18 protein-coding genes are annotated in these 18,443 nt (G+C 46.9%); 10 read left to right on the forward strand and 8 right to left on the reverse strand.

What is annotated here, in order from left to right:
* The first annotated feature begins 227 nt into the window (after nucleotides 1–227).
* Nucleotides 228–803, forward strand: a complete 576-nt coding sequence (locus GSO_RS05685; protein WP_010489964.1) for a GNAT family N-acetyltransferase — start codon at nucleotides 228–230, stop codon at nucleotides 801–803.
* Between the two features lie 122 nt (nucleotides 804–925).
* Here the strand turns inward: GSO_RS05685 and GSO_RS05690 are convergent, their stop codons facing one another.
* Complete coding sequence (locus GSO_RS05690; RefSeq protein ID WP_010489966.1) at nucleotides 926–1,222, reverse strand: hypothetical protein; 297 nt, start codon at nucleotides 1,220–1,222, stop codon at nucleotides 926–928.
* A 192-nt stretch (nucleotides 1,223–1,414) separates the two neighbouring features.
* On the opposite strand from GSO_RS05690, the gene GSO_RS05695 reads away from it, so the two are divergent.
* Nucleotides 1,415–2,389, forward strand: coding sequence for a VOC family protein (locus tag GSO_RS05695; RefSeq protein ID WP_010489969.1), 975 nt, complete (start codon nucleotides 1,415–1,417; stop codon nucleotides 2,387–2,389).
* Nucleotides 2,390–2,396: 7 nt separating this feature from the next.
* Here the strand turns inward: GSO_RS05695 and GSO_RS05700 are convergent, their stop codons facing one another.
* Together GSO_RS05700 and GSO_RS05705 are read right to left on the reverse strand one after the other, a co-directional pair.
* On the reverse strand, nucleotides 2,397–2,720 hold the full coding sequence (locus tag GSO_RS05700) for a DsrE family protein (RefSeq protein WP_010489971.1): 324 nt from the start codon (nucleotides 2,718–2,720) through the stop codon (nucleotides 2,397–2,399).
* Nucleotides 2,721–2,844: 124 nt separating this feature from the next.
* Nucleotides 2,845–4,302 (reverse strand): NCS2 family permease, encoded by a 1,458-nt coding sequence (locus GSO_RS05705; protein WP_010489973.1) that lies wholly within the window; start codon nucleotides 4,300–4,302, stop codon nucleotides 2,845–2,847.
* Between the two features lie 196 nt (nucleotides 4,303–4,498).
* Between GSO_RS05705 and GSO_RS05710 the strand changes: the two genes are divergently transcribed.
* Entirely contained in the window at nucleotides 4,499–4,849 is a 351-nt protein-coding gene (locus GSO_RS05710; RefSeq protein ID WP_010489975.1) for a YisL family protein, read from the forward strand.
* A 371-nt stretch (nucleotides 4,850–5,220) separates the two neighbouring features.
* Here the strand turns inward: GSO_RS05710 and GSO_RS05720 are convergent, their stop codons facing one another.
* Nucleotides 5,221–6,222 (reverse strand): D-2-hydroxyisocaproate dehydrogenase, encoded by a 1,002-nt coding sequence (locus tag GSO_RS05720; protein ID WP_010489979.1) that lies wholly within the window; start codon nucleotides 6,220–6,222, stop codon nucleotides 5,221–5,223.
* Between the two features lie 111 nt (nucleotides 6,223–6,333).
* Nucleotides 6,334–6,825: a methylated-DNA--[protein]-cysteine S-methyltransferase gene (locus tag GSO_RS05725; RefSeq protein WP_010489981.1), complete on the reverse strand. Its 492-nt coding sequence runs from the start codon at nucleotides 6,823–6,825 to the stop codon at nucleotides 6,334–6,336.
* A 192-nt stretch (nucleotides 6,826–7,017) separates the two neighbouring features.
* Between GSO_RS05725 and GSO_RS05730 the strand changes: the two genes are divergently transcribed.
* Nucleotides 7,018–8,103 carry a D-alanine--D-alanine ligase family protein gene (locus GSO_RS05730; protein ID WP_010489984.1) on the forward strand — a complete coding sequence of 362 codons (1,086 nt, stop codon included), beginning with the start codon at nucleotides 7,018–7,020 and terminating at the stop codon, nucleotides 8,101–8,103.
* A gap of 154 nt (nucleotides 8,104–8,257) precedes the next feature.
* On the opposite strand, the gene GSO_RS05735 is transcribed toward GSO_RS05730, so the two are convergent.
* Nucleotides 8,258–8,509 carry an MlaD family protein gene (locus GSO_RS05735; protein ID WP_010489986.1) on the reverse strand — a complete coding sequence of 84 codons (252 nt, stop codon included), beginning with the start codon at nucleotides 8,507–8,509 and terminating at the stop codon, nucleotides 8,258–8,260.
* A gap of 161 nt (nucleotides 8,510–8,670) precedes the next feature.
* Between GSO_RS05735 and GSO_RS05740 the strand changes: the two genes are divergently transcribed.
* From GSO_RS05740 to GSO_RS05750, 3 genes are all read left to right on the forward strand, one after another.
* Nucleotides 8,671–9,738 carry a S66 family peptidase gene (locus GSO_RS05740; protein WP_010489988.1) on the forward strand — a complete coding sequence of 356 codons (1,068 nt, stop codon included), beginning with the start codon at nucleotides 8,671–8,673 and terminating at the stop codon, nucleotides 9,736–9,738.
* 347 nt (nucleotides 9,739–10,085) lie between these two features.
* Nucleotides 10,086–11,267, forward strand: a complete 1,182-nt coding sequence (locus GSO_RS05745) for an RNA-guided endonuclease InsQ/TnpB family protein (protein ID WP_010489990.1) — start codon at nucleotides 10,086–10,088, stop codon at nucleotides 11,265–11,267.
* A 177-nt stretch (nucleotides 11,268–11,444) separates the two neighbouring features.
* Nucleotides 11,445–12,425, forward strand: a complete 981-nt coding sequence (locus GSO_RS05750; RefSeq protein WP_010489992.1) for a phosphatase PAP2 family protein — start codon at nucleotides 11,445–11,447, stop codon at nucleotides 12,423–12,425.
* A 904-nt stretch (nucleotides 12,426–13,329) separates the two neighbouring features.
* Here the strand turns inward: GSO_RS05750 and GSO_RS15625 are convergent.
* Together GSO_RS15625 and GSO_RS05760 are read right to left on the reverse strand one after the other, a co-directional pair.
* On the reverse strand, nucleotides 13,330–14,178 hold the full coding sequence (locus GSO_RS15625) for an IS110 family RNA-guided transposase (RefSeq protein WP_010489996.1): 849 nt from the start codon (nucleotides 14,176–14,178) through the stop codon (nucleotides 13,330–13,332).
* Between the two features lie 445 nt (nucleotides 14,179–14,623).
* On the reverse strand, nucleotides 14,624–16,426 hold the full coding sequence (locus tag GSO_RS05760; RefSeq protein WP_010489998.1) for an ABC transporter ATP-binding protein: 1,803 nt from the start codon (nucleotides 16,424–16,426) through the stop codon (nucleotides 14,624–14,626).
* Nucleotides 16,427–16,543: 117 nt separating this feature from the next.
* Between GSO_RS05760 and GSO_RS05765 the strand changes: the two genes are divergently transcribed.
* From GSO_RS05765 to GSO_RS05775, 3 genes are all read left to right on the forward strand, one after another.
* A complete protein-coding gene (locus tag GSO_RS05765) occupies nucleotides 16,544–17,197 on the forward strand; it encodes a hypothetical protein (protein ID WP_010489999.1) in 654 nt (217 codons plus the stop codon).
* Nucleotides 17,198–17,622: 425 nt separating this feature from the next.
* Nucleotides 17,623–17,919 (forward strand): HigA family addiction module antitoxin, encoded by a 297-nt coding sequence (locus tag GSO_RS05770; RefSeq protein WP_029345531.1) that lies wholly within the window; start codon nucleotides 17,623–17,625, stop codon nucleotides 17,917–17,919.
* A gap of 197 nt (nucleotides 17,920–18,116) precedes the next feature.
* Nucleotides 18,117–18,404: a hypothetical protein gene (locus tag GSO_RS05775; RefSeq protein WP_029345532.1), complete on the forward strand. Its 288-nt coding sequence runs from the start codon at nucleotides 18,117–18,119 to the stop codon at nucleotides 18,402–18,404.
* Nucleotides 18,405–18,443 lie beyond the last annotated feature (39 nt).

The raw sequence follows: 18,443 nt of genomic DNA on the forward strand, positions 1-18,443 counted from the left end.
CACGCCCAAGGCCACTTACACTCCGACTCCTAAACGCGCCGGCTCACGCTCACTCCTATAACGCGTTCGCCAGCCCAGAAACCTGCGTGTAAGGACCTCGGTCGCAATGGCCAAAGACCGGCCATCACGCCCGAGGCCACTTACACTCCGGTTTCTAACCGGGCTGGCTCACGCTCACCAACTTTTATGTTAAGCTTACGTCATCACCATGATCATGGAGGAAGACTATGCAGAGTTTTGAAAAGTACCATCCGATTATGTCGGTTCATTACACGATGGACTGGCTGACGACCTTTAAGATTAAAGATGTTTTTCAGTTGCGAGCTGATCAGCAGATTGCCGCGGAGTCTGGGCGTCAATTTGACCAGAAAATTACCGACACCGCGCGCTATGTTAACCGCTCGATGCGGCTGGTGATGAGTAATAATGCCTTGCTTTACGGCATTAAAGATCGGAGCACGAATGATTTTCTCGGCAGTTTCTGCATCTGGAACTTTAGCGAGAAGAAGACTGTTGCCCAGATTCGTTTTGAAACTTTAGCTGCTTATCAAGGGCAAGGCATTATGAGCGAAGTGCTTAAACGCATGATTGGGTTTGCCTTTTTCGAACTTGGCCTTAAGCGGGTTTATGTCATTCTGCCAGCAAGTAATGACCGCGCTGCGAAGTTATTAACCGCCAACTTCTTCACGCAGGTGGGCGATTATCGGCATGAACGAACCCTCCCCGATGGCAGTAAGGTGCCGCTGGTTCGTTATGAACTCACGGCTGAAGCGGTGGCGGATAAAGACGACTTCCACTTTTAAAGCTGTGCAGCAAGGTTCAGATCAATCCAGAGACACTCAAAAAGCGATCCCCATGGCGGAGATCGCTTTTTGAGTCGTTTTGTGCTTGGTCAGCTGTTATGCCGTTGATACCTTCACGCCCGTTACGCTATGCCAATTGGGAAGCGGGCGATCATCACCATCAAGTAGCCTGCCAATGCCGGAATCGCAACGGCTGTGCCGATGAAGCAGCTGAATCCGCGTGATGCTCCTAACAGTCGCAGCCCTTCGACGATTGCGTCCATCAAGAAGAATGCAGCAGCGATGGTCGCAAACAAGGCCCCAGTCAGCACGCCAAAGTTGAAGAGCACGACACTGGCAGCCACGGCAACGACCGTGATCAATATTTCCATTTTCATCAACCGTTTATATTCATCTGGATTATCTAAAAAGTTAAACATGTTCGCCTCGGGCTCCTTTACCTGGATTTACGTTAATGAGGTGAGCATATCATGTCGTTAGGGCCAGATCGCGACCGAGTACAACATTTTGAAAAGAGCTTAATCAACTTAAGGAAAACGCAAGCCCTTGCAATTTGTTGGGCAGCATGGTACCTTTCACTTACTAAATATAAGTAAATGGGAGTGCCAAGCATGCCAAATCAATTAACCGGTTTACATCATCTAACCGCTATTACGTCAAGCGCACCACGGATTTTTCACTTTATGAGTAGTATTCTAGGTCTCCATCTCATTAAGAAAACCGTCAATCAAGACGATGTCCGCACCTATCACTTGTATTTCACGGATGACATGGGCACCCCGGGGACGGATATCACGTTTTTCGACTTCCCCGGCATCCAAAAAGCCCAGCATGGCAACAACGAAATTGCCCGCACCAGCTTTCGCGTGCCCTCCGATGACGCCCTCAATTATTGGATCAACCGATTTGACGAGCAACGCGTGCGTCATGACGCGATCACTGAATTGTTCGGTGCCAAAATACTGCCTTTTCACGATTTCGATGGCCAACAATATCAACTGATTAGCGATGAACACAACCATGGCATCCCTGCAGGTACGCCGTGGCGGCATTCACCCGTGCCGCCGGAGTTTGCGATCGGCGGCCTCGGTCCCGAGTACATCACCACCGATCATCATGAGGAGCTTATCAGCATTATGACCGACCTGCTCGGCTTCGAAAAAGTCGCCAAAGACGGCCAATATACCTTACTTGAGCTAAATCACGGCGGCCATGGTGCGCAAGTGATCATTGACTACCAACGTTTGATCCCCGCTGCTTACCAAGGCTTTGGCGGTGTTCACCACCTTGCGTTTCGGACAGATGATCGCGATAGCCTGCAATACTGGATCAAAAAAATCGGCGGAGCCGGCTTGGATGCTTCCGGCTTCGTCGATCGGTTCTACTTTGCGTCTGAATATTTCCGCCCGATTCCCGAGCTGCTCTTTGAAATTGCTACCGATGGCCAGGGCTTTCTACTTGATGAAACTTACGAACAAGCCGGCGTTCACCTTGAATTACCGCCATTTCTGGAAGATCAGCGCGCCGCCATCGAACGCAATCTGGTCCCCTTCAACACGGAACCACAATCAACGGAGAAACTTTAGGCTACTTTTATGGCTTAATGTACGCATAACCGGCTGTTTCCGCCTGCGCCAGCTTAATCACACCAACTGGAACAATCGCCACAGTCGCCGGCAACTGCTTTTCATCCAAGTGGCGTTGCGCCAGCGAATTGTGGCAGGCAAAAAACTTCACCTGCGGATGGGCAGCGATGAAATCGACAACTTCCTGATCGAAATAAACGGTAATGCCGTCGCCGTTCACCAGAACTTCCAAATCAGCATCCGGCTCAGCCGTCAGAAAATTAGTCAGATTCGAAGCCAGATGGGACCAGCGCTCGGTCGTATCTAAATGGAAAATTGCTTTTAGCGCCATTGTTAATCACCTCGAGATGAGCATAGCATAGATTCGGCATTTCGCCGAGCGTCCAAAATAGCACATGCCTTAGAACGCGTTCACGCAAAAACCACTGCCGCCTGACAGTGGTTTTTGCGTGCTTTTATAACGCTGCAAGAATGACAAAGTTCAAGATGAAGCCGACGGTGACAACCGCCAGAACCGGATGGATTTCCTTGGCTTTGCCGGTGATCAGCTTGATCAGGCAGTAGAAGATGAAACCAGCCGCAATGCCGTATGAAATGTTATAGACAAAGCCCATGACGATTGACGCCATGAACGCCGGAATGGCTTGGGACAGGTCTTCCCATTCGATTTCCTTAAAGGTACTCATCATCATAATCCCGACCAGAATCAAAGCCGGTGCCAACGCCTGTGTCGGCACAATGGCGATAAATGGTGCAAAAATCGAACTAATCAGGAACATCCCTGCGACAACAACCGAAGTCAAACCGGTTCGCCCGCCGGCACCAATACCAGCGGCACTTTCAACATAAGTGGTCACGTTACTGGTGCCGAAGATCGACCCAACACCCGTCGCAATTGAATCGGCGAACAGTGCCCGATCCATTTTCGATGAAAAGCCCGATCCTTCTTCCAAAGCTTGCTCATCGGCGTCGGAGAAAATACCGGTACGCCGGCCGGTTCCGATGAAGGTTCCCAGCGTGTCAAAAATATCCGAGAAACTAAAAGCAAAAATCGTCATGATGGACAACACGATTTTATCCGGATTCGTGAACAGCGAACCCATCCCCTTAGCCGAGAAAGCCGCGCCAAAGGTTGTTTGAAGTGATGCGAAGGTGCTACCAAAGGAATTTGCAGCACTGAGATGCAAATCGGTGACACCCATTGGAATCCCGATAATCGTCGTCAACAGAATCCCGATTAAAATCGCGCCAGGTACCTTTTTGACATTCAAGATGACCATGATGACCAACCCGATCAAAGCCAGCACAGCACCAGCCTGAGTGAAGTTAACCAGTGCCGGCACAATCCCACCGTTGGAAACAACTGATTCAACCCCATGTTTGAGCGTCAATGCACCGGCCTTCAGCGGCTGACCATTAATCGTGTTAATGCTTGATGCTTCGGAGGTGAACTGCAGGAAACCGGCATTTTTGATCCCGATATACGCAACGAAGACCCCGATCCCGCCACCAATCGCATGTTGAATGGTTTCCGGAATCGCCACAATGATCAATTTCCGAATTTTCGTGACAGTGATCAAAATGTTAATCACACCACAGATGAAAACCAGCGCCAAGGCTTCCTGCCAACTAAACCCAAGAGCGAAGACAACCGTGTACGTGAAGAAAGCGTTCAGGCCCATGCCCGGTGCCAAAGCATAAGGCACATTGGCGAACAGCCCCATAACCAACGTACCAACCGCACTCGCGATGATCGTCGCGAGGAAAACTGCCTGCGCCGGCATCCCGGTTTGTGACAGCACTTGAGGATTAACGAATAAAATATATGACATTGCAAAAAATGTGGTCAACCCCGCCATGACCTCGGTCATCGGCGTGGTTTTATTTTGCTTCAAATGAAAAAAGTTTTCCATGACACGCTCCCCTAAACTTTGAATATGAAAAGTTTACCGAAGAACACATCAACTTGCAATAGAAAATACGTTTATTTTTCAAAAAGTTGCCGTTAATGTTCGTGTTTTACTGACGACACCCAAATATCGTCCGTTTTTTCAGAAAAAGTGGTATAGTGTAACTAATACTTTTGCTGATTTAAGGGAGGTTTTCTTTATGTGGCTTTGGCTACATCTTATTTCGTGGGCAGTACTGGCAGTCGCAGCCGGAATCGCTATTTTCAGTCACACGCGGCAGTTTGTCATGTGGACGATGATCGCGCGCGTTTGTTACCTAGTTTCGATCGTGACTGGTGTGGTGTTGATGCGCTTCGCATTCGCTCGCAACCCCTTGCTGACAGTCGTTAAGATTTTGTTGGCTATTGGTTTAATCGGGTTAATCGAAGTTGCCTTTGCAGGTAAAAAGCAACAGCACCTAAGTAAAGCCATCCTGTGGAGCGCGCTTGTTGCATTCGCACTTGTGACCGTTACGGGCTTTGTGCTGGCACAGTTCCGGCCGTTTGTTTGATTTGAATGTTGCCAACACATTCGAAAAGATAGTGACACAGAGTCATCACTAATTCTATTTAAAGCTGACATATTAAAACGCGCCGCTTCCTAATCCACAGGAGGCAGCGCGTTTTGTCATGTTTATGAATTAGATTTTTCCTTTTTGTCAAAGTGGTACCCGAATGCGTATGCGACCAATGACCCAACGACAATAGAGCCAATGTTAATACTCCATGACAGCACGCCATTGCTTACCATTTTGGCTAGGCGACCGGTAAGTTCACCAAAAAGATAACCACCAAACGCGCAAATCCAAATAATCCGTTTTGTCGTCATCTTAAATCTAATCTTAATCACTCTTTTCGCTAGGCTAGTCTAACCTCCTGATCCTTACTTCGCCGGCGCCGTTACTTCCGTATTCGTCTCACCTTTGGTCAAAAAGTCAACCAGATTCTGCAGTGAGAAGTAAACCATGTTGTGCACCGCGGTTTCCGTGTAGTATGCGATATGTGGGCTGAGGACAACGTTTGGCATGCCGAGCAGTTCATCCCACAACGGATCCTCGAAGCTGCCGTGCTTGGCTAGGTTCAACAGATCTTCGGTTTCATATTCATAAGTATCAATGCCAACACCGGCTAGCTTGCCGGATTTAAGGTTACTGAGCATGGCCTGCGTGTCAATCAGGTTTGGCCGCGCCGTGTTGATCACGATAGCGCCGGGTTTCATCAAGTCAAACGCCGCTTCATCGATGATGTGGGTATTTTGCTCGATACCGGGAACGTGAAGGTCGATGATATCGCTTTGTTTGAAAAGCTCTTCCAGACTGACATACTCGAAGTCCGGATGTTCGCCTTTCATCGGGTACGGGTCGTAGGCAATGACTTTGGCGCCAAAGCCTTTAAAGAGTTTGATCGCAACCCGACCAATGTGTCCGGTGCCCATCACGCCGACCGTTTGCTGGCCAAGTTCCTTACCGATAAAGGTGCCGGCCTTTTCATAATCGCCTGCCTGCAGCTGTGCCTGGACCTTGCCCATGTTACGCAACAGGTACAACGTATCGGTTAACGCAAACTCGGCAATGGCCGCTGGTGAATACGCCGGAACATTACTTAGCCGGATGCCATATTGCTTCATGGCCGCCATATCAACGTTATCGGTGCCAACGTTACGGATCGCCAAGAACTTGATGCCGTATTCATGCATTTTTTCAAAAACGCCGGCTGCATAAGGCGTCGTTTGCAGCGAGTTGATCCCGTCAAATCCTTTAGCCCATTCAACGGTGTTCTCATCCAAGAACTCGGTATGATACTCAAGCGTGTTGCCGGTTTCCTTGGCCCACTGCTTGAAATATTGGATCTCGTCCACCCGCGCACCGTAAGCGATAATCTTCATGTCTCACTATCCCCTTGTTTTTAGTTTGTCTAACCCAGTATACAAGATCCTGAGATAAAAATAGAACCTTTCGCATCGCCCTTTAAAAAATTATGGAAATTCCCGCTACGGTCAAAAGAGTGGACGTTCCCCTTGTTCGAGCGCCAGCAGCTTGCGTTTTAGTGCTAAACCGCCGCGAAAACCGCCTAACCCGCCGTCTTTGCGCAAAATCCGATGACAAGGAATTACCATCATCAGCGGGTTCTGGCCAACCGCATGTCCGACTGCCTGAAATGCGCGGTCGTGCCCGACTGCTGCTGCGACTTGCGCATAGGTTCTGGTCTGGCCATAAGGAATCGTTAGCAGGTACTGCCAGACAGCTTCCTGTAAAGTGGTGCCGCGAAAAGTTACTGGAACTGTCACTGTCCGTGTTTTCCCTGTGAGGTAATCAGTCAAAGCGGTTTGAAATGGCTTCATCGCCTCCTCGTTAAACTCAAACGGCCCGTCTACATAGTGCTCTGCTTCTTGCAAATCGGCATCAGGCGACCCGACAAAAACCAGTTTTCCCTGATCAGCTACCAGTAAGTAACGATGATCGGGCATTGTTAACCATGAATATTGCATGTGACCTCCTCAGACTGCGTTCGTTAACCCCGTTGCAGTCTTTTGCTCAAATTTAAGTCGATTTCAATTTTGGTAATCCCTTTTATTTCGGTTAATTTTACCGCAAATCCAAGCGCCGTTCTCGCCGGTTAGACCGGATTGTGCTAAACTGTAGTTTCTATCAAACTCGGATAATACGTGGAGGTACTATCAATGAAAATTGTCGTTTTAGCAGGCGGCCGGAGCACGGAACGCAATGTGTCGATTTCAAGCGGCTACCGGATCACAAACGCCTTGCGACAAAAAGGGCAGCAGGCCACCTTTATTGACCTGTTTCTTGGCTACGACCTCGAAGGAAAGACGGTCGACCAGGTGTTTGACGACGCCAACACCAGTAAGGATCTGAAGATTTCGGATGCCATCCTGACTGACGCTGACATCAACAAGTTACGGACCGATGGCAGCACACAGCTGTTTGGCCCGAATGTTTTGGCGATCTGCAAAGCCGCAGATATTGTCTTTTTGGCCTTGCACGGCGGGGACGGTGAGAACGGAAAGGTTCAGGCAACGCTGGATCTGAACAATGTCAAATATACCGGCTCCGGTCCGCTGGCTTCAGGGATGACCATGAACAAGGTCTTCAGTAAGGAGATCATGTTGTACCACGGGATCCAGACCGCTGCGTTTAAGGAATTCAAACGGAATCAACCTGGCGAACATAAGGTGCCGTTTGATTTTCCGGTTGTCGTTAAGCCAACGTCTGGTGGTTCCAGTGTTGGCACGCACATCGCCCACAATCAGGAAGAATTGGAAAGTGGCATCGCCGACGTTTTCCGCTTCGATAATAGTGCGATTGTTGAAGAATTCACGCCTGGTCGCGAATTCTCGTTAGGCGTTGTCAACGGGCGCGCCTTCTCGGCCATCGAGATTAAAGTCCATTCTGGCTGGTATGACTTCAAGCACAAGTTCCAAGCCGGTTACACCGACTTCATCACCCCGCCAAAGGATTTAGATGAAGACGTCCATCAGGCGATGAAGGATGTATCGCTGCAAACCATGGATGTTTTAGGCTTACAAAACTATGGCCGCATCGATTTCTTTGCTAACGATAAAGGCGTATGGGTCATCGAAGCCAACAACCTGCCTGGCATGACGCCGCTATCGCTTTTGCCACAAGAAGCCGAAGCAGACGGTGTTGAATATGGCGATCTTGTCATGGACATTATTAATGGCAAGCTGAAACTATACGCAGACGGGATGACTGAGGCTGGCATTATGACGGCCGCGTCAGCCGACTAGTTCACCTACATTAAAAAATCGGTCTTAACCACAAAAACTCGCATGACGAGTCCTTGTGGGTTAAGACCGTTTTTTGCGTTGCGATTACTTTAAATGAATGTGGATGCTTATTCACATTCATCAAATAGTCGCACCGCCCGCCAATCCGCCGGCGTTATGACTTGCGTGGTGATTGCGGAAACTCAATGGTGTCACCGGGTTTAACCGGAATCGTGATCACTAATCCGGTACACGGCTTGTCGTTAACATGGTGCGGATGATTGGCTTTTTCAATCGCGCGCACTCTGCCAATCCTTTTGCCATTAAGCCGAATCGGATCGCCTGGTCGAATCCGTTCAATCGGCGGTGCAATCGTGATCACCGTGCCCCTTGCCCCAACCGTTGCGGCAGTTTGAATGGTATACATGATTTATCCCCTCGTTCACGCATTCACTAGCTACCCTTCGATCTTACCAGCATGCCGGGTGGAAACACAACTTTAACGAATCGCGAAAAGCAATCCTGCTTGCATGTGCCTGACTCATCATGAATAATAGAGGCAACTGTTAGCCGAAAGGGGCTGGTTTAATGATCAAACCACCGAAGTTGCAGCAACTTGATCAAGTTGCCATTGTCAGTCTAAGCGCAGGGACACTAGGGGAAGCCTTTGCCGCGCATCAACGGGAACTAGGGACCAAACGCCTCGAAGCAATGGGGTTGGTCCCGCGTTTTATGCCCAATGCTTTACGCGGGCAAGCGTATTTAAAAGCACATCCTGAAGCTCGGGCCGCTGATTTAAAAACGGCCATGACTGATCCTGACATCAAAGGCATTATTTGTGCGATCGGCGGCGATGACACCTACCGCATCGTGCCCTATCTGCTTGATGACCCGGAATTTATTGAAGTCGTCAAAAATCATCCGAAAATTTTCACGGGATTTTCTGACACAACCATCGATCATCTCATGTTCTACCAGATGGGGATGACCACTTTTTACGGACCGAATTTCCTGAATGATCTGGCCGAGCTGGATAAGCAGTTATTGCCTTACACGGCAGCCAGTTTTCACCATTTCTTTGAAAACCCAGCGACCACCGAGATCACATCCAGTCCAACATGGTACGAAGAGCGAACCGATTTTTCCGCGGACCAGCTAGGCGTGCCGCGCAAAGCCCATCCGGAGCAGCACGGCTACTTAACCTTACGCGGTCATGGCCGCGTCACCGGTACCTTGCTCGGTGGGTGTCTCGACAGCCTTCACGACTTGCTATATCCTGTCCGCTATTCCGATGAGCCGCAAGTTGCGGAAAAGTATCACCTTTTCCCGCAATCATGGGCCGAAAAAATTCTCTTCATTGAAACCTCTGAGGAAAAAATCGCCCCGGCAACGTATCGCCAATTCCTGCGCCATCTCGATGATCATGGTGTCCTGCAGCAAGTACGCGCCATTTTGGTTGGCAAGCCGCAAAATGAAACTTATTTTACCGAGTACCAACAAGTACTTTTGGACGTGACGGCTTCTTATCAAACGCCGATTCTATACAACCTCAATTTTGGTCACGCCTATCCACGCACCGTTTTACCGTACGGCTTACAGGCAACCGTCGACTTTGACCAGCGGCAATTAACGATTAACGAACCTTTCTTTGCTTAAGCATCTGTAAATTTCGTATCGGTGATTTAAATGTTACGTACACGTCGCGTAAATCCGCCCATTTTCTGCAAACTCTGTGCTATTTTCAAAGTACAGGGAGGAGGTTAACAGCACTCAAATATGACGAACAACATGAAATCAAGCGGTACAACATGGACAGAATAATTAAGTGGAAGCTGTCCATGTGTTCAAACTAAGTTAACTAGCGAAATGTATTGACAAGAGCCTGAATCGGTACTGTATGATGGTTCTTACCAAAGTTTCGCAGCTAGCATTAATTTGAACGCTTACTCTGAGCTTCCTCTCAAGTGGCGTTTAAGTAGCTAATTGAGAGTAGGTGACAACTTTTGATCAAAACGCATAAGATCAAGCTCTATCCCAATGCAACCATGCGGCGTGAACTGGAGCGGTTGTTTAATTATCGCCGGTTTTGCTGGAATCAGGCCCTCGAAGCTTGGAATGGCATGTACGATGCATCTCTGGTGATGGCCGATAAAACGCTGCGGCCTAATGAACGCAAAGTCCGCGACGAACTGGTCTGGAACAAAGCCGATTGGCAGTACGAACAGTCAGCCCGAGTTTTACAGCTCGCCGTGAAAGATCTAGGTAAAGCGTGGAAAAACTACTTCAATCCGAAGATGCCAGATCACGATAAACCCAACTGGAAATCTAAGAAACGATCCCGCAAAACTTTCAAAACGGATCGGGCGCAACTTGTGAATGGCAAGTTACGTTTAGATAAACCTCATGGTGCTGGTGCCTGGTATGACATCAAACTAGCCGAGCAACCGCGTTGGCAGGGCGAACTGAAACAAGTTTGTGTCGTTCAAGACGCTGATGGTTACTATGCCTCCTTTTCAATTGAGGTATCGTCCGCTGTTGAAAAGCGGCCGGTTCTAACGGTCACTGGGGTTGATGCCAACATCGGCAAGTTTGACTATCAAACGTCGACTGGCTATGCCTCCCAACCCACCTTACCTGAGCGATTACCAAGAATTTACGCCCGCATTGCTCATTATCAGCGCCAATTAGCCCGCAAACGGAAAGTAAATCCCAAGCATTTTAACTCCAAGGCTTATCGCACAACGAGAACCAAGTTGAAGCGCCAATACCAACGAGTTGAACGGATTCAAACGGATTTACTGCAAAAGTTTACGACTATGCTCGTCACTGATTATGACCTAATTGGGATTGAGGATTTGGATAATCACCATATGCGCATGAATAAACGTCTCGCCAAGAATCTGCATCGATCATTGTTTGGCAAGTTCAAGGTGATCATGCAGTACAAGGCCGACTGGTATGGCAATACGTTGGTGCTGGCAGATCGGTTTTATCCCAGCACCCAGCGTTGTTCCTGCTGTGGTTATGTGAAAACCGCTGATGAACGAGTCACGCTAAGCGGCAACTTGAAACACCGAACTGGTCATGATGATTATCATTGTTATCAGTGTGGCGTGAAGTTGCGGCGAGACGAAAACGCCGTTGAGAATCTAGTCGCTTATGCAAAATCAAAGGTTACGGGGTAGGCTATACCCTTAAAGTTCAGGAGGCGGTCACTGTCATGCTGAATTATTTCAGTACGGGAATACCGTTGTTGACGGGACTAAATGAAATGTAGGATTGTCAATCAAGAAAGGAAATATATAAAACCTTTATTGGTGTCAAAGAGACATTCTTCCACGTTTTATATAGCAGGCAGAAAAATGGACCAAACGCAAAAGTTAAACGCTCCGATCCGCCAACATATTTTTCTGATTGTTGCTGGTATTTTACTTTTATTGTTAGCTGCAGCGGCCGGTTTTGACTGGCAGATTTCACAAACCATTGGTGATATGAACGATCCGTTCGCCACGCTCTTTCAAGACGTCGGTCTATGGACGGCACCGCTGATTATTATGATCAGCTGCAATATTGTTTGTCACTATGCGCTGCGCTCCTCGCAGCTTGCGTGGTACATTCGCACGCTGATGATTATTGGTAGTGTCATTTACGCCGGTTGGGAATTATGGGCCGGCTACCTGAAGTATGCGATGACGATGGTGATCACATCGCTCAACGACATCAACGCCGGCAAGCCAATGGGAATGGCCAATTCCGATGGCAGCAAGCTTGCCTTGCCTGGTGCCACCAGTCTCATTTTGTTCATTGTGCTTTACATTGCGGTTTTTGCCGGCAGTCAATACTGGCTCTCGCACAAAAGCGACGAACAGCTGCGTTACTTATTGAAGGTCGCACTTGTGGCCACCTTAGTCTGCATCATGTCCGATCAGATTGTAAACGCGATGAAAACCTTCTGGGGCCGCTTCCGTCCATACGAATTAAATGGCAATCCGGCACACTTCACCAGTTGGTTCCATCCAAACGGGGCGAACGGTCACATGAGTTTCCCATCCGGCCATACGCAAACCGCCGCAACGATTCTCACGCTGACTTGGTTCGTTGACCGCGACAAGCCTAAGCGCCAACGCCTGGTTTTCTGGCTCACCTTTGCGTACGGCGCCATCATGGCCTACACCCGTGTCCGGATTCTTGCCCACTTCACCGGTGATGTCACCATGAGTCTGATCCTCACCTGGTCACTGATCTTAATCCTGGGTGCCGTTGCCCAACTGCCGCTGGTTAATTGGGAGGCATTAACGGCACATGCTAAGTCCAAAAAGTTAGACACTGAGCCGGCGTCCTGAAACTTGGGGTATCAGCGACGTCTTGCTCAGTTGAATCGTTTGTTTGGCCGCAGCCGGTAGTTTGGCTGCGGTTTTTGTTTTGGGGTGGTTGATGAAGATGTGTCACATTTATTTAGGGCAATTGTGGGGGTTGTCTTTTGCTATCTATAACGCGCTCACCAGTCCAGAAACCTGCACATAAGGACCTTGAAGCCTAAATGGCCAAAGTGTAGCGATTCAATGGAGATTATCCTATTAGGGGCAATTGAACTGTTAACTTTCGCGTTCTGTTATGAAGTGACCCCTGTCAACCCCATCTTTATAAGATTTTCGATATTGTCGATGGCACTAACAAGCTCCAGAATTCCGTTGTCTCTCGACATTTAACCACTCTGTTATACGGGGATTGGCTACCCCAGGTTAATGGTCCCGTCGAAGGCTTTAGAATCTAATCTATAGTCGTGGATCACAAACTCTTTGTCTCTAAATATGGCCATACCCAGGGCGAGCCTGTACCAAAATAGAACGCTCGTAAATAGCCAGACCGTTGAGTTCTGACGCTTGTTGCTACCAGCGACAATATCGTGACGCTTTAGTCCTTGATACTTCTTGCTGTCATCTTTGTTGTTTGAATCTTCGGGCTCAATTGCGCTTTGGTGATCAGTAGTTGATATTGCCAGTTTCCATACCCCAGATAAATCCAGCGAGTTCTCGGGCGACTGCGGCGATTGCCACGTTATATGATTTTCCTTGAGTAAGCATCCGCGTGAATTTGCGATGAAGATGAGCGCCTGCCTTATCGGCATAGCTAATAACGGCTGATTCTTGTCCTGCTTGGCGTGCTTTTAGGGCTCTTGATTTGTACCCAATGCTGCCCTTGACCAATCCCTGTGTGGCTTCAATGATGGTTGTGCGGACGATACTGTTACCTTGCTTCGAAATCCCCCCCTTTGATGGTATGATCGCCGCTTGAATGTTCTGACGGATTTAGCCCAACGTAAGACATAAACGCTTTAGCTGTTTTGAAACGTTTGAAGTCCGCAATCTCGATGTGGATGGTCATGGCTGTTGTGGTTTTAAATCCCTTCATACTTGTCAACGCGTGAATGGGCTTGGTGTAACGTTCACTGTTCGCAAACGTCTCGATGGTCTGGTCGTAGCGGGCAATCTTTTCCTCTAATTCAGATTTCTGCAGCGTCATTTCGTCGAGCACTGACCGTAATACCGGAGACAATGGGACTTTCTTTAACCAATCCATATAGGCCAGCGTCCACTTGGATGCTGAGCACTTCAATCCTTGACGGAGAAGGAACATGCCGATTTGCTGTTTCACTCTAATGAGGTCCTTTTTCATCATTTTACGTAGTCTAATGAATTCTTTTACCTCGTTATCCGCTTCATCAGGGACATAAACGGCACAATACGTATTAGCTGCAAGATTCTTGGCGATCATTCGCGCGTCCATTGAATCATTTTTGACCATTTTGTTCTTAGCGGAACTATACATCGTTGTCGGTGCCAGAATGATACAGTCAATGCCTAAGTTTTTGAGTGAATGATAGAGTGAATATCCTAAAATACCAGCCTCATACCCGGTCACGAATTTTGTGTCTGGATCCAGTTCTTCAGCTAATCCGTTAATAAATTTTTCGACTAATTTTGGCTCTGAAGCGCACTGGGTCTCAGCTAAGAGCGCACCCGTTGCTTTGTCTAACGCGCATAGACTGTAAGTGGCTTTATGGACATCCATCCCGACGTAAACTATACTTTCCATGTGAGTGACCTCCTATTGTCATGGGGTAATGATTGTATGGTTCGTTTTAACACAACACCATTATCAGTCTAAATCCCCGAGTCGACAATCTAGGGGGTCACTTCATATTATCTATAACGCGCTCGCCAGCCCAGAAACCTGCGTGTAAGGACCTTGGGCGCAATGGCCAAAGACCGGCCATCACGCCCAAGGCCGCTTACACTCCTGTTTCTAACCGGGCTGGCTCACGCTCAAAAAAATGGCGAGTCGCTTCGACCTTCTGAACGCTGACGCGCCGATCGTTACGAACTCACCGTGGTTTGGCACCGTGTTGGAGTATAGCATGGCTTTGGTTACAAAAACAAGGGTCGTCGCCGCTGTAGATTATAAAGATACAGTGAAATACCAAAAATCGGCGTCAAAACAAGTGAAGGCCTCTTGCTCGAACTATTCGCCTCCGTTTCGTTTAGCGGTTTTCAGACTTATCCAGACCTTTTACATATCCTTCTGCTTGCATCCGATACATTTCTGCATACTCAGAATTTGTTCGCATTAGCTCTTGATGTGATGCAAAACCCATAATTTCACCTGATTTGAGGAATAGTACTTTGTCGGCCATTGTCACCGAAGAAAGTCGATGCGTAACGAAGATAACTGTTTTGTTTTTACTGAGTTCTGCAAAGTGCTGATAAATTTCAAACTCGCTACGTGGATCAATGGCTGCCGTCGGTTCATCTAAAATGGCTAAGCTTGCTTGGTCATCATTTAAAAATGCTCGAGCAATGGCAATCTTTTGCCATTGCCCACCTGAAATTTCAATACCATCTTCATATTGCTTTCCCAAATGAGACTGTAAGCTGATTTTCTGTTCCGAAAAGTTATCCCAGGCACTTGCTTTTTGAAGTGCCAGTTTAACATTTTCTGGAGTAAAGTCTTGAAGGTCAGCAATACCCACACTTTCTAGCAAGGATAAATTGAATTTAGAATAGTCTTGGAAGACAACTCTGATCTGATGTCTAAATGCATCAACGTTCAACTGATTAATAGGTGTCCCGTTTATCATAATTTCACCAGAAGAAACTTCATATAAGCGTAGTAACAGTTTAACGAGTGTTGACTTGCCAGACCCGTTCTCGCCGACAACAGCCACAGTGGAACCGGGATCAATCTCGAAAGTAATGTCTTGCAGAACTTTTTTGTCAGTTTCTGGATAGGCAAAAGAAACATGGTTAAATGCAACTGCAAATGGCACCTTCGGCAAACTGATCGTTTTACCAGGTATATCAAGCGTATCTTTTCTACTCAGAAACTTGTAGTATTTCTGCATAAACAAAAGCGTATCGTACAGCAAGCTAGAACTTTCCACTAGACTTCCTAGACTTTGAGATAATGAAACGACCGTCACAGCAAACGTGAGCAGTGATGCAACTGGATAGCTACCTCTTTGTATGCCAACGATCACTAGGTATAGAGAAACGACTAACGCAACACCGTTTACAATGGCGTAGGCTCCTGAAATACGCATCTGCTTTAATCGCACTCGACTAAGCCGGCCGTGAATTTGCGTAAACGTATGCTGATATTTTTTTATAAAAAAATCAAATGCATTGAAAATTCTCACTTCTTTAGCGTCTGTATTTGCAAGTAACGTTTTCGCATAATACTGCATTTTTCGCGACTGCGGGCTCCTATCCACCATTGTTTCAAATGCATCCTGTTGAATTTTATACGTGAAAATTGCTTGTGGGATGATCGGTAATAAAACTAGCAGGATAACGATAAAGTTGAATTGTGCTAATAAAACAATATAAGACACAATCGATAATGTGTCGCGCAAAAGATCAAGGCCAAACACAATTAAGTTAACTGGCCGCCATCCGGATTGTGAGCGAATAAACTCTAATTCGTCATAATAATTGGCAGTCTCGAACGTTGCGATTCCCTTTAGATTTTTGGAATGCTCCATCAAGGTTAAATTAATATGCGCTACAAGTCGGTCAGTCAGCAACCCTTGCGTCAAAGTAACAATAGGACCGGCGATCCCAAGTGCAATAACAGAAACGCTCCAAACAGCGGCAGGAGTAATAGGGGAATCGTTATTGCTTAAGGATGTTAACAATAATTGCGATCCCGCGATGGTAGCCGCTGGTAAGACAGACTGTATCGGCACCAGAACAAAAAGAATGGTCGCATATAAGGGCGACGCCTTGAAAAACTCACTTAAGCTTTTCCGATATAGGTTTAGAAAGTTGGTTGCTGATTTAACCATAAAACCACCATCTTATTGTTATTTTTTAGTTTATATTTAAATTATAACATGGTATTATTCGTCTATGCCATACCTAGCATACCAATTACTGCCAACTTTTGTCAGGAGGAATTTCATATGCCAGAAACTTCATCTCCCTTTAATAGTGCACCAAAACGTCTACAGGACACTTCACGTATATCAGATCTCGGAAATCAGACTTTTATGGTCACGTTTGTTAGCAAGCCTAAGGGCAATGGCAAACCAGCAACACTCAACGGTAATGGATTATTGGCAGGAACCATCATTAATCGCGAAGAACTGCTTCAGACTAATGAAGGCCGTGTTGAAATTCGTGATAACTTTGGCCAAATCTTCCGTTTACGTGAAGAAAGCACTTTTCAAATTGAATTGACAGAAGAGGGTTTTCAACCAGTTTATGATGGCTTTGTTTTTAAATTCCATCGAGGAAAGATTGCTCCAATGGTAAGTGATGGGAAATATAGGACATCATGCTACGATCAAGGCACTCCTATAGTAATCATTGAACCAGTTGATGAGACCACCGACAAGTACTTCTCATTCTCCGATGACAGTCGCGTGTACGAATATGATGAAAGTGGGCGCAAGTTCACTATCGTCGCATTGGATGAAGACGAAGAAGTTGAGCTTCACTACGATGTTCGCAACTCTATGCGAACGCGATATGTTGCAAAAAACAGACAGAGGATCAGTGATAAAGATTTAGATCGGTTCTCTCAACAGTACATGAACGATCGCTTATGGATTTGAGTTATGTCCAGGTATGGTATAACAGGTATAACAGTATGAGTTTAAAGCCACCTTGCCATCTGCATAGCAAGATGGCTTTTCTATGTGATCACGACGGCATTAGACATCAACTAGATCTCCCGACATCATACTAGTCGGAATAGCTAACCAGGCGCAGGAGCGTCTCATAACGAGGTGAAATCTGAAGAAATCCAGATGAACGCAATAAACCCTAATAAACAAGAAGCAGCTACAAGGCCGAAAATAACTGAATAAGCTCACCGAAGAAACCAAAGTCAATACTAAGTAAAACCATGATGGTTAAGTTGAATTATAGTCCTTATTTCTTTTCTGAGCAGAATCCTTCCACTAATATAATGAAAGCGTTTGTTGACAGAGTTCCGGTCTTACATGATAGCCTTATAAAGGAAAGAGAGCGAATTCTTATGAAAAAAATCCCAACCCCAAAAATTAGCAAGATTTTAAAGCAAGAGTTCATGCTCCCATTCGATCTGTCTACTCACTCGCTAGCCAAGTCCCTTGGCATCCCGACCTCACGCATTCAAGATATCCTACATGATCGCCGGCAGATTACGGTCGATGCCTCAATTCGCTTGGGCCGTTTCTTCGGGGTATCGGACAAGTATTTTCTCAACCTTCAAAACGATATTGAGTTTAGGAATGCTACAGAGGCGTATGGAAGTGAGTACAATGCCATTCGTAGGCATCAAATCCGCGATTAAGAGTTTGACGCCTAGGCTTTTCAGCAACATTTTTATTTAAGGCACCGCGGCCTTCAGGCAATCCTTGTCTGTTATCTGATTCTGTGAAATCGCAAATTGTTGACAGTCGATTAAAAGCGCTTTTACAATAACGGTGTCCTTAAAAGAAAAGAATTTCGAAAATAACGTCATGGTCATTAGAAAAGTAGATGGTGGCAATCATGGTATCAAAGGATGAAGTAGTTCAAGCAATGGAACGTCTCAATACCGCATTGGCAGAATCTCATCCCAACTCTGATACTGCGCGGTATGTGCGGCAAACATTGAAAAATTTGACGAACAGTGACGGTGTTGCTTTTACCGGTACACTTCAAACATTTTTCAACATGGCACCTAGCATCAAAGTATCTGACAACTTTGCATTTAGCGAAACAGAAAAGGCACTGTGGGATAAAGTCTTTTCTTTCAAACAACTTGGCAGTAACCTCTGGGGCGCGAGTCTTTAAGCGGCGCCTTGTCATACGCCAATCGGCTCACAAGATTGT

This window comes from Lacticaseibacillus zeae DSM 20178 = KCTC 3804 (genome assembly GCF_000260435.1).
GTDB lineage: Bacteria > Bacillota > Bacilli > Lactobacillales > Lactobacillaceae > Lacticaseibacillus > Lacticaseibacillus zeae.